Genomic DNA, 12,179 nt, shown 5'->3' with positions numbered 1-12,179 from the left:
GTTGAGATATATGATTATGGAATGGTTTCATTATGTATTTATATTTGTGTCTTTATTAGTCGGCGCTGGGTTAGGATTTTTCTTATCTCAACGTTATTTCAAACGCTATTTAGAGAAAAACCCACCTATTAATGAAAAAATGGTTCGTGCGATGATGACTCAAATGGGTCGCAAACCATCTGAAAAACAAGTCCGTCAAGTAATGCAATCAATGAATCAATATAAATAAAACTTCATAAATTTATGAAGTTTTTTTTATTATTTATAACGATACGTTTTTAAATTTTTATAATGTATGCACTCTATATTGCTATCTTGATCTAATGTGTTAAATACATCACCATCATCAGCATTTCTAGCTTTTAAAAAAGCAATAATTTCAAATTGATTGAGTGGATGATGCTTTAATATACTAATTAAAGCTTCATAATCTTCAGCAATAGTACTTTTATATTCTGGCGAAGCGAGTTGATGGATCGGGATTGCATTTAGTTTATTTGCGAATTTTTGTATGCAATCATCTGTTGGGATTTCTATGTGCTTCTCACTAGGCGGTCTTACAGGGACATTTAGGTATAACTTATCATAATTGATGTTTTCCAGTAGTTTTAGATACCCCTTTAGTGCCTGATCTGAATCGTTAATAGATTTCATTAACATAATCTCAAGCCAAAGTTCGCCTTTAAATTCACGTGAAAAATCGATTAAAGCTTGAGAAACTTTTTTAAAGTCTAGCGCCTTATGCGGTCTATTAATTTTAATGTGAGATAAAGGGTCATACCCATTTATTGAAGGCAAGACAATATCACACTTTAACAGGGCTTTTTTTACGCGTTCTTCATAAAGTAATGCGCCATTTGTAATGATGGCTAATGGTTTTGTTGTTTTGGATTTTATGCCAGCAATCAAAGCTTCTAACGCGTCATATAATGTAGGCTCTCCGTTTCCAGCAATAGAGATGGTGTCAAACTCAATGCCTGTTTTTAATACAGCATCAATTTCTTTTAGTATCACCTCAACATCAACAAAGTGATTAAATCTATTCGTCAGAAAATGCGTATGACCTAATTGACAATAAATACAGTTATAATTACAGGTTTTCTTTAACATTGGACTAATGCCTAAAGATTGTCCTAAACGTCGTGATGAAATTGGTCCATATACATAATGATTATTTTCCATACTATCACTCCAAATCTATCTTCATTTTAACAAAAAAAACAAGAAAAAATAATTAGTTCTTGTTTTTATTTTTCATGGTGTATTTGTATTCATACATTTGGTGATCAGCTTTAGACATAGTTTCCTCAGCTTTTTTTGATTCATTGACTGTAGTGTGATCAATGGCTTCAATTCCATAGGCAATTGAAGTGTCTGGATGAAATTTTTCGAGCGATTTATTTAAAAATTCAATATGGTCATTAAAATTGAATTTGACCGATTGAGGAATCAACATCGCAAACTCATCGCCACCTAATCGGTAAGCATTTCCATTATACTGAAGGGCTAAGTCATGAATATTTTTAGCAAATGCTATCAAAACTTGATCCCCGTAATCATGACCTAAAACATCATTGACTGTCTTAAAATTATTAAAATCAATCATTATTAGCCAATAGGATTCGGTTTTAACATAAGCATAAACATCCGTAAAGAAACTTCGTCTATTAGGTATTTTAGTTAAGTAATCTTTATAGGATAAGTTTTTCAAAGTTGAATTTATTCTTTCTAACTCACTATTTTTTTGTGCAAGATGGCGTTGTGTGTTAATAAGTTCACTATTTAAAGCGCTTAACTCTTCTAAATAAGGTTGTAAACTTGTGTTTGATGATAGTGCGTTTATCTTGTTGGCTAAATCGGTATTAATGCTTAGGAATTCATGGATTAGATCATAGTGTTCATTATCAGGATTTAAACCAAGTACATAAAAAACATTGTTAGTGTAAAATAGCGTTGTTTTAAAAGAATAAGACTTATTGAGTATTTTATAGGTGATTGAATCTATGGTAGATGAAAATCCATTTTTAACATGCTTTAAGTGATTGCTAAATGTTTCATGAAAATCATCTGCTATAAAACTAAATATATTTTCATTCATTAAAAATATAGTCGAGAATAATTCTGTTGTAAATGATTTTCGGATATTTCCTGTTTCACTAATTTCGATTAAAAATGCATTATTTAGCAAGTCTTTCACCTTCTTTTATCGCATCATTTGCATTTAAGGCAAAACCATCTACATTAAATGTATGTATAGGATCAGAATATTTAGATATGGCTTGACCGCCAATAAGAATTTTCATATTATTCAAGTTTTTATTGCTTCTAATCATACTGACACATTGTTTTAATGAAGATAGGTGCACTGAGAGAGTTATACTAATCGCTAATATGTTTGGTTTATGAATGTCGACATAGTTAACAATATCTTGTATTGGAATATTACTGCCTAAGTAATGCGTCTCATACCCTTCATATTCAAATAAATCTGTCACCATACGCATCCCAATTTCGTGTTGTTCACTCCCAAGTGAAACAGAAACAAGACGCATCCCATTTTTTTCTGATTTAAAAATGTAGGGATATAAACTGGTCATTACATATTGTGTGATGACTGTAGCCATATGTTCATCAGCAACCGATAGCTTACGCGCTTGCCATAAGCGCCCAATTTCATACATTGACGGTTGAATGATATCTAAGTAGATTTTTCTAATATCATAATTTGCCTCAATTAGTGAATTAATGTAGTTAACCGCACCCAAACGATCTTTTTTTATTAAATAGGTAAGATAAATCTCAGACGCTGGGTTGTTAATATAGGTTTGATCTTGTACTTCTTTAAGCGCATCTTTAATCACTGTTTCATCTATTTGGGTTAAAAAATGGATTTCATCTACTGATAAGTAGGGCTTTAATACTAAGTTTATCGCATCAAGCATATTAAATAAAGTACGTTGACGTATATTATAATGTTTTAAGGTTTCTATGAGCCAAGTGTAATAGTGAATTAAAATGGATTCGTCTTTTGAATGAACACACTCAAGTGTAAAAAGGATTGTGTATTCAATATCTTTTCTAGATTTTTCAATATAAACGTCATTTTGATTTTGGTAATGAGGATCAACTTTAACCAATACAGCATCAACGAGTTCGTTCATATTGCGTTTAATATACTTTTTATCCATGGTATCACCTACTTTATGTTATTATAACATCATTATTACAGATACTAATGAAAATAAAAGAGTGAAAAATAAAGGGTTTTTGTATAAAGTAATAGTATAAGGGACATATTTTTAAGCTGAACTAATAAAAAAAGCCGTTTTAACGGCTTTACATAAACGTTTATAGCTTTTTCTTTTGTAAGAAATTACTTTTCGGTTCAACTTTATTCATAATATTTTTAAAATTCCCTCGATGTCTGTAAAAAATAAGCAGTAACCCAATAAAAGAAATAATTGGCATAATCAGTTCACCTTGAGGGCCAAATAACACTTCAAGGGTAGAACCAGGTTCTGGACCGAAGAAAAAGACAACGAGTGCAGCTACAAATAAACTAACCGTACCCATACATGACGATATACTTACATATCTTGTGACTTTTAATGTTACAATGTAACCAAGGAGTCCAATAACCCCAAGTAATGGCGCATAAAATAAAAAGATACCTACACCAGTGGCTACGGCTTTTCCACCTTTAAATTTCAAGAATACAGGATAAATATGTCCGATTGCAGAGATAAGACCGTATAATAATGGATGGAAAATAGTGAAATTCTCAAATAGACCAAGTCTAATAAGTAAGATAATAAATCCGCCTTTAAGTACATCAAGTAAAAATACAATCATCCCTATTTTTCTTCCAAGTACCCTTATAGCGTTAGTCGTTCCTGGATTTCCGGAGCCATGTTGTCTGATGTCAATGCCTTTAAATGTTTTTCCAATTATAATGCTCCATGGGATAGAACCCACTAAATACGCTATTAATATTAAGACATACTTCACTGTAAAACCACCTTTTTATGTATAATTACTTTTAGATTATATCATAATAAAAATAAAAAATACACTACAAATACACCAGCAATTTTGATATAATAAAATAATGAGTTAGACAGAAGGACGTGTAATCATGACGCTAAAAACTTTAGATACTTACAGCGCAGACTCTATCACAATATTAGAAGAATTAGAAGCCGTTAGAAAACGCCCGGGAATGTATATTGGTTCTACGGATGCAAGAGGACTTCATCATTTGGTATGGGAAATTGTTGATAACGCGATTGATGAAGCACTTGCTGGGTATGGAACAGAAATTATAGTAACCGTTAAAGAAGATAATAGTGTAATCGTACAAGATTTTGGACGTGGTGTCCCAATTGAAAATCATAAAAGTGGTAAATCAGCAATTGAAATCATTTACACCAAACTACATGCCGGTGGGAAATTTGGCCAAGCTGGTGGGTATAAAGTATCCGGTGGTTTACATGGTGTTGGCGCAAGTGTTGTTAATGCACTTAGCGAATTTATCGAAGTAACTGTTGCAAGAAATGGTAAACTTTATAAAATGCTATTTGAAGAAGGCGGACGCCGTGTTTCAGATTTAGTCGAGGTAGGAGAAAGTAAGAAAAACGGTACAACCGTATGGTTTAAGCCGGATTCGAATATATTTTCAACCACCGTTTTTAACTTTCAAACTTTGTCAGAACGTTTAAGAGAAAGCGCCTTTTTAATTAAAGGATTAAAAGTGGTGCTTATAGATGAGCGCTCAAAACAACAAGAAACCTATATTTATCACGACGGTATTTTGTCCTATATCGATTTTTTAAATCAACAAAAACAAACCATACATGACACCGTCTTTTTTGAAGGTAGTAGTGAAGATATAGAAGTTGAAATTGCTTTTCAGTTTACTAAATCTTATACCGATCAACTTTATTCATTTGTTAATAATGTAAGAACCCGTGATGGCGGAACCCATGAAACGGGCTTTAAAGCTGCTATTACTAAGATATTTAACGAATATGCTTTAAAGAGTGGCTTACTAAAAGATAAGAATAAAAAACTTGAAGGGGCAGACATTCGTGAAGGGATATGTGCAATCATATCGATTCGTATTCCAGAATATTTACTTCAGTTTGAAGGCCAAACTAAAAATAAACTTGGTACAAGTGAAGCCCGAACAGCCGTCGAACAAATTGTTGGCGAAAAAATGATGTACTTTTTCGAAGAAAATCCAACCTTATCGAATACATTAATTGAACGCGCAATAAAAGCGCAAAACGTACGTGATGCTGCACGTAAAGCACGTGAAGAAGCACGTATGGAGAAAAAAAGTAAAAAGAAAGAACCGCTTTTATCAGGAAAATTAGCGCCTGCACAATCAAAAGATAAAAACCGTACAGAACTTTATTTAGTTGAGGGTGATTCAGCCGGTGGTAGTGCTAAACAAGCTAGAGACCGTAAATACCAAGCGATTTTACCTTTAAGAGGAAAAGTAATTAATACCGAAAAAGCTAGAATTGAAGATGTTTTAAAAAACGAAGAGATCAATACCATCATTCATACGATTGGTGCTGGATTAAGTAGTGATTTTGATTTAGAAAAATGTAATTATAATAAAATCATTATAATGACCGATGCCGATACAGATGGAGCCCATATTCAAGTTTTAATTCTTACATTCTTCTTTAGATATATGAGAAAACTTGTAGAAGCAGGTCGTATATATATTGCGTTACCACCTTTATTTAAAGTCACGATTAAAAAACGCAAAGTTGAAGAAATTGCATACGCATGGAATGAAGACGAGTTACAACGCCTAATCGAAGAACATAAAAACGTCAGTATTCAACGTTTTAAAGGGTTAGGGGAAATGAACGCTGATCAATTATTTGATACGACCATGAACCCACAAACACGTACCTTGATTAAAGTAAACATAGACGATTTAGCAGATGCAGAAAAACGCATTAAAATCCTTATGGGTGATCAAGTAGAACCACGACGTGATTGGATTGAATCTAATGTCATATTTACCAATGAAGATAACTTTACGATAAAGGAGTAATCCTATGACAACCAAAATAAAAGAAGAACTTGATACGTATATTGAAGGTCGCATACTCAACGAAAATCTAGAAGATATCGTTGGCGACCGTTTTGGACGTTACTCAAAATATATTATTCAAGACCGTGCCTTACCTGATGTAAGAGACGGTCTTAAACCTGTACAAAGACGTATACTATATGCGATGTATAAACTAGGCATGTTCCATGACAAGCCTTATAAGAAATCGGCCCGTATTGTTGGGGATGTTATTGGTAAATATCATCCACATGGCGATTCTAGTGTTTATGATGCATTAGTACGTTTATCACAGTATTTTAAAATGCGTGTGCCATTAATTGATATGCACGGAAATAATGGATCAATTGATGGTGATTCCGCTGCAGCGATGCGTTATACTGAGGCACGTATGAGTGAAATGGCCAGCCATTTACTCCTTGATTTAGATAAAAGAACCGTTAACTTCATTCCGAACTTTGATGATGAAGAATATGAACCCATAGTACTGCCTTCAAGATTTCCTAATTTACTAGTCAATGGATCTTCTGGAATTAGTGCTGGTTATGCGACGGATATTCCACCTCATAACTTAGAAGAAATTGTAAAAGGGGTTATTAAACGTATTGATAATCCGTTATGTACAGTAGATGATTTATTAAAAATCATTAAAGGACCTGACTTTCCAACTGGCGCAATTGTTCAAGGTAAAGACGGTATTAAAGAAGCTTTTGAAACTGGTAGAGGCCGAATCATTATTAAATCTAAAACCCATTTCGAAGATAATAAAATTATTGTCACTGAAATTCCCTATGAAATTAATAAAGCAGTTCTTGTTAGAAAAATAGATGAAATAAGAGCCGCTAAAAAAGTAGATGGTATTTTAGAAGTCCGCGATGAATCCGATAAAGACGGTTTACGTATTGCTATCGATGTCAAAAAAGATTTTGATTTAGACGCAATTCTAAACTTCTTACATAAAAAAACCGATTTGACAAAATCTTATAACTATAATATGGTTGCCATTAATAATAAACGCCCTGAATTAATGGGCATTTTAGCGATATTTGATAGTTATATTTATCACCAAAAAGAAGTGGTCACCAATCGTAGTAATTACGAACTAAGAAAAGCACAAAAACGCCTTCACATCGTAGAAGGTATTATCCGCATGATGGATGTTATTGATGCGGTTGTTGAAACCATTAGAAAATCAAAAGGAAAACAAGATGCGAAAGATCGTTTAGTTAAGAGCTTTAAGTTTAGTGAAGACCAAGCAGAAGCCATTTTAACTTTACAACTTTATCGCTTATCTAATACAGATTTAACACAACTAGTAAAAGAGCAAAAATCTTTACTCCTTTGGATCGATGAACTTAATGATATTTTACATAATGAAGAAACATTAAAAAAAGTCATTAAAAAAGAGCTTCGTCAAGTCTTAAAAAGTGTTGATACTACAAGATTAAGTGCTATTGAAGAAGAGATCGAACGCATCACATTCCAAGAACAAGAACTCATTAAATCAGAACAAGTCATGGTTGGAATAACCAAAGATGGTTATGTTCGTAGTGCCTCAATTAGAAGTTATAAAGCAACAGAAAATGCAACATTAAAAGAAACTGATGCCTTTATGTTTATTGATGAAGTTTCTACACTTGATACTATGCTTATCTTTACAAATCAAGGTAATTACTTATTCTTACCTGTATACAAAATTTCTGAATCTAAATGGAAAGATGTTGGGACACATTTAAACCAATTATTCCAAATTGACTTAAATGAAGAAATCATCCATGTAACAAGCGTTAAATCATTTGAAGATAAGATGTATTTCTTATTTACGACTAAAGATAATTTAGTTAAGTTAACCGAACTTAGTGAATACTTTGCCTTAAGATATAACAAGCCTTTAAGAGCTATTGGCTTAAATACTAATGATGAAGTCGTACACGTCACTGAAGTAACTGATTTAGATGCTGAAGTCTTAACTGTAAGTGACTTTGGTCATGCACTCCGTTATGATGTCAGTGAAATTCCAGTCACCTCATCAAGTGCAAAAGGCGTTAAAGCAATGACTTTAAGTCCTAAATATAAACTTGCAGCCAGTACTATATTAAAAGATCATCACGATTTACTCGTGTTAACCACACGTGGAACAATTAAACGCATGCTCATCGAAGAAATTCCGAAAAAACGTCGTGCGTTAAAAGGCATTCCAATTATCAAACAAGTTAAATCAAATCCGTATTTCATCACCGATTTAGCTGTTTTAAATAGTACTCAGTATAAAAACCGTGCCCGTGTTCATATCATTACTGATCGCGCACATATCGCTGTTAACACGTTTGATCTTAAAATAAATGCATCAGAAGCTGGTAAAAAGTTTGTTACTGCTAAACAAGGTACGCCAAGACATATGATTATTGAAGAGTTAGTAATCGATGAAACCATTCAACCATTATCAGATTATAAAAAAGAAGTTAAAGTAGCTGAAGAACAAGCTTCCTTATTTGATGCGATTGAATAGAAAGTGGTGAAATAATGCACTGTCTAAAAAATATTCACTACGCAAAAATTCCTAATGATGTCATCAAACTATACTTACAAATATATCCGTTTATTGGACGAAATAAAGACATGCTTGCAAGTGTCTCTAAAGATTTAGATGTCTTAATCGTTCAAACCATACAATCGGATGCTTATTACTTTGGCCAATTACTTAAGTTAAATGTTACTGAATCAAGGTATAAAGCCTTATTAACTAAAGATGTACAGGCTAAAACTAAAGATGAACGTTTACTTAAAAACATCTTTAAAGCGTTTGAAAAAGTTCATAAAGAAACTGAAACATTTACTTTATATGTTGCTGAAATTTATGACTTACTAAAATTTTTATATAAAGATGTTGAACCTGAAGCTAACTTATATTACGCAAAAACTGAAAAAAAGAAAAAGGATTCTATGAACTTACTGAGTAGTTCTTATCCAACTAAACGAGAAGCACTTGAAGAACTATTAAAAGAATATAAAAGTTTAAAATCTAAAGGGGATTATGAAGTATCGTTTATTCTTACTAACTTCTACATTGATTTTATTAACTTAAAACCTTTTACAAAACACAATGAAGTATTAGGGTTAATGCTTTTATATATTTTACTGCTTACTAACGGGTATGAATCTTTACATTTAGCAAGCTTATTTGAACTGTTTTATAAGCAAAACGTTAAACTCGAAAAGCAAATTAAAGATGCTTCTCATAATTGGAGCGAAAACTTAGCCGATACGATGCAGTTGCACCGCTTTATGTTGGAGTTACTATTAGAGTCTTATAAAAGCTTACATGAACTCTTAAGAAACTATACATTTGATCAACAAACCAATAAATCTGACTATATAGAAAATACCATTAATAAACTTGAAGAAGTTTTTACAAAAGAAGAAATTAGAGCACAACATCCTACCATTTCCGAATCAACCATCAATAGAACATTAAAGCGTATGCGTGATGAGAAAAAAATACGCCCACTAGGAAAAGGGAGAAGTGCAAAATGGATGAAGCTCTATCCTAGTCAAAAGAAAAATACCGTGTATGATCAATTGAAATTGAAAGTGTAGTGATAAAATGGATGCACCCATTGAAGCATTTATTTTAAAAGCTATAAATGATTCTAATCTGTTAAAAGAATCCCCAGCAGACACGATACTTGATGGCCATATCGTAGAAGCCCATCTTTTCGCAAAATCATCTGGTGTTATCACCGGTGTTCAAATGATTAAAATGATTTATGAACAAATGGATAAACGTATTTATTTTAAAGCCATTCAATATGACGGGGCTTTAGTAGAAGAAAATGATATGATTGCAATCATTAGTGGGCCACTTAATCGCATAATAAAAGGGGAAACGATGTGTTTAAACTTAATGAAACGTTTAAGCTGTCTAAGTACTACTATTTCAAATTATTTAGAACTATTAACGCCATCAAACATTAAACTTTATGTTGCGTTCAATAGTTTTTCTAATATCAACCCCCTAGAAAAATATGCCGTTCAAGTTGCCGGTGGCAGTTTATTAAATGAAAAAGATTCCGTTAATATCCATCTAAACTTTTTAAACACTATTAAACGGCTAGCTGATGCAAGCAATGAATCAATAAACAGCCTTAATTCAATGAAAACACCGTTTACAGTTGAAGTAAACTCAGTTGATGCATTTAGGCTAGCCCAATTACTTAAACCCGCTCACATAAAACTGATGAGTATGGACTATGAATTCATTGATACATGTAGTAAACTAAATAATACATTCATTCCTTTAGTGGTTTCTGTACCTATACAATATGAAGCCATTAAGACCCTCTCAACATTACCCATCAATGCCCTTATTATTGAGCAAGTACCCATTGATTTGCAGGCATTTGATTTAGCAATAATCTATCAAAATTAAAGGTTGTGATTATATGAACATGAAAACTATCATAGAAACATTGGTGATGCAATCACTAGAAAAACTTAATATTCATGATCAAAACATCGAAATCGAAGTTCCAAATGATGCTTCGAACGGTGATTTTTCTACGAATATAGCGATGAAACTTGCCAAAACATTGAAAAAAAACCCTATGACGATTGCAGAGATGCTTGTGAATGATTTTAAAGATGCCTCAACCTCTTTTAAAGATATCGTCATTGCAAGACCTGGATTTATCAACTTCTATGTTAATAAACAAATCTATACATCTATTATTAAAACCATTAATGACATGGGCGATGCTTATGGAAAACTTGATCTCGGTAAAGATGAACACATTAATATTGAGTTTGTAAGCGCAAACCCAACAGGAAGTCTTCATATTGGGCATGCACGTGGTGCTGCAGCAGGTGATTCTATTGCACGCATCTTAGAAAAAGCAGGTTACCAAATAACAAGAGAATTTTATGTTAATGATGGCGGAAATCAAATCCATAATTTAGCCTTATCAATCGATGCACGTTATAAGCAAGCGCATGGTATTGATGCTAGTTTACCTGAAGATGGGTATTTTGGAAAAGAAATTACTGCCTTAGCTGAATCTATTAAAACAGCCCATCAAGATAGATTTATCCAAGAAGATGGCTACCAATACTTTAGAAAATATGGTGTTGATTTTTTACTTAATCAATTACGTGAGGATTTAGAAAAATTCAATGTTCATTTTGATGTTTGGTTTAGTGAGGCATCTCTTTATGAAGCAAATCAAGTTGAAGAAACGCTTGCCTTCTTAAAGCGCAATAATTTTACCTATGAACTAGAGGGTGCAATTTGGATGAAATCAAGTGAATACGGTGATGAAAAAGATCGTGTATTAGTTAAAACGGATGGATCTTATACTTATATTCTTCCTGACATTGCATACCATAAAAATAAATTATCTCGTGGGTTTACTAAGTTAATCGATATTTTAGGGGGCGACCATCATGGCTATGTTCCCCGTTTAAAAGCAGCCATTCAAATGGTCGGAGGTAGAAGTGATTTACTCGATGTTGAACTCTTACAAATGGTAAAAGTTTTACAAAACGGTGAAGAAGTTAAAATGAGTAAACGTAGTGGTAAAGCCATTACGCTTAGTGATTTAATTGAAGATGTTGGGCCTGAACCAATCAGATATTTCTTTGCCATGCGTTCATTAAATACACACATGGATTTAGACTTAGATTTAGCATTGAAAGAATCAAACGAAAACCCTGTTTTTTACGCACAATATGCCCACGCACGTATCTCAAGTATTTTTAGACAATGCATTGACCGTAATGTTAAGGTTGATTTAACGATTAAAGACTTTAAAACATTAGAAAGCGATAAAGCGCTTGATTTACTCGGTGTTTTAATCGATTATCCTAATGTGATCGAAGAAGCAGCCTCAAAACGTATTCCTCATAAAATTACACAATACATTCAACGTTTATCGACAGCTTTACATAGTTTTTACGCATCTGAAATTGTCATTACACAAGACTTACTCGCAACACAAGAACGTCTTGCGATGTTAAATGCCGTAAAAATTGTATTAAAAGATGCTTTAAGTTTAGTTGGTGTGCATGCGAAAGAGCGCATGTAATAGACTAA

10 protein-coding genes are annotated in these 12,179 nt (G+C 32.8%); 6 read left to right on the top strand and 4 right to left on the bottom strand.

Going from position 1 to position 12,179, the window contains the following annotated elements:
* Positions 1-10 precede the first annotated feature (10 nt).
* Positions 11-229 (top strand): YneF family protein, encoded by a 219-nt coding sequence (locus ACHAJD_RS00295; protein WP_435583844.1) that lies wholly within the window; start codon positions 11-13, stop codon positions 227-229.
* A 29-nt stretch (positions 230-258) separates the two neighbouring features.
* On the opposite strand, the gene ACHAJD_RS00290 is transcribed toward ACHAJD_RS00295, so the two are convergent.
* From ACHAJD_RS00290 to plsY, 4 genes are all read right to left on the bottom strand, one after another.
* Positions 259-1,182: a radical SAM protein gene (locus tag ACHAJD_RS00290; protein WP_435583843.1), complete on the bottom strand. Its 924-nt coding sequence runs from the start codon at positions 1,180-1,182 to the stop codon at positions 259-261.
* Between the two features lie 52 nt (positions 1,183-1,234).
* On the bottom strand, positions 1,235-2,188 hold the full coding sequence (locus ACHAJD_RS00285) for a GGDEF domain-containing protein (protein ID WP_435583842.1): 954 nt from the start codon (positions 2,186-2,188) through the stop codon (positions 1,235-1,237).
* Positions 2,178-3,188: a cobalamin B12-binding domain-containing protein gene (locus ACHAJD_RS00280; protein WP_435583841.1), complete on the bottom strand. Its 1,011-nt coding sequence runs from the start codon at positions 3,186-3,188 to the stop codon at positions 2,178-2,180. The genes ACHAJD_RS00285 and ACHAJD_RS00280 overlap by 11 nt, the downstream gene beginning before the upstream one ends.
* 160 nt (positions 3,189-3,348) lie before the next feature.
* Positions 3,349-4,008 (bottom strand): glycerol-3-phosphate 1-O-acyltransferase PlsY, encoded by a 660-nt coding sequence (gene plsY / locus ACHAJD_RS00275; protein ID WP_435583840.1) that lies wholly within the window; start codon positions 4,006-4,008, stop codon positions 3,349-3,351.
* A gap of 127 nt (positions 4,009-4,135) precedes the next feature.
* Here plsY and parE point away from each other — a divergent pair, with 127 nt between their 5' ends.
* Genes parE through argS form a run of 5 tightly spaced genes read left to right on the top strand, consistent with a single transcriptional unit; the run spans position 4,136 to position 12,171 of the window.
* A complete protein-coding gene (parE, locus tag ACHAJD_RS00270) occupies positions 4,136-6,073 on the top strand; it encodes a DNA topoisomerase IV subunit B (RefSeq protein ID WP_435583839.1) in 1,938 nt (645 codons plus the stop codon).
* A 4-nt stretch (positions 6,074-6,077) separates the two neighbouring features.
* The gene (gene parC, locus ACHAJD_RS00265) at positions 6,078-8,600 is read left to right on the top strand and encodes a DNA topoisomerase IV subunit A (RefSeq protein WP_435583838.1); all 2,523 of its coding nucleotides are present in this window, start codon (positions 6,078-6,080) and stop codon (positions 8,598-8,600) included.
* A 14-nt stretch (positions 8,601-8,614) separates the two neighbouring features.
* Entirely contained in the window at positions 8,615-9,688 is a 1,074-nt protein-coding gene (locus ACHAJD_RS00260) for a hypothetical protein (protein ID WP_435583837.1), read from the top strand.
* A 7-nt stretch (positions 9,689-9,695) separates the two neighbouring features.
* Positions 9,696-10,520: a beta/alpha barrel domain-containing protein gene (locus ACHAJD_RS00255; RefSeq protein ID WP_435583836.1), complete on the top strand. Its 825-nt coding sequence runs from the start codon at positions 9,696-9,698 to the stop codon at positions 10,518-10,520.
* Positions 10,521-10,533: 13 nt separating this feature from the next.
* Positions 10,534-12,171 (top strand): arginine--tRNA ligase, encoded by a 1,638-nt coding sequence (gene argS / locus ACHAJD_RS00250; protein WP_435583835.1) that lies wholly within the window; start codon positions 10,534-10,536, stop codon positions 12,169-12,171.
* Positions 12,172-12,179 lie beyond the last annotated feature (8 nt).

Source organism: Liberiplasma polymorphum, assembly GCF_043951795.1.
Lineage (GTDB): Bacteria > Bacillota_I > Bacilli_A > Izemoplasmatales > Izemoplasmataceae > Liberiplasma > Liberiplasma polymorphum.
The sequence above is the reverse complement of the archived record's forward strand: the minus strand, read 5'-3'. Positions and strand labels throughout refer to the sequence as shown.

Excerpts from the sequence above, each read along its gene's own strand:
- parC (WP_435583838.1), top strand. The coding sequence starts at position 6,078 with ATGACAACCAAAATAAAAGAAGAACTTGATACGTATATTGAAGGTCGC.
- ACHAJD_RS00260 (WP_435583837.1), top strand. The coding sequence starts at position 8,615 with ATGCACTGTCTAAAAAATATTCACTACGCAAAAATTCCTAATGATGTC.
- ACHAJD_RS00295 (WP_435583844.1), top strand. The coding sequence starts at position 11 with ATGATTATGGAATGGTTTCATTATGTATTTATATTTGTGTCTTTATTA.
- ACHAJD_RS00255 (WP_435583836.1), top strand. The coding sequence starts at position 9,696 with ATGGATGCACCCATTGAAGCATTTATTTTAAAAGCTATAAATGATTCT.
- ACHAJD_RS00280 (WP_435583841.1), bottom strand. The coding sequence starts at position 3,188 with ATGGATAAAAAGTATATTAAACGCAATATGAACGAACTCGTTGATGCT.
- parE (WP_435583839.1), top strand. The coding sequence starts at position 4,136 with ATGACGCTAAAAACTTTAGATACTTACAGCGCAGACTCTATCACAATA.
- argS (WP_435583835.1), top strand. The coding sequence starts at position 10,534 with ATGAACATGAAAACTATCATAGAAACATTGGTGATGCAATCACTAGAA.
- ACHAJD_RS00290 (WP_435583843.1), bottom strand. The coding sequence starts at position 1,182 with ATGGAAAATAATCATTATGTATATGGACCAATTTCATCACGACGTTTA.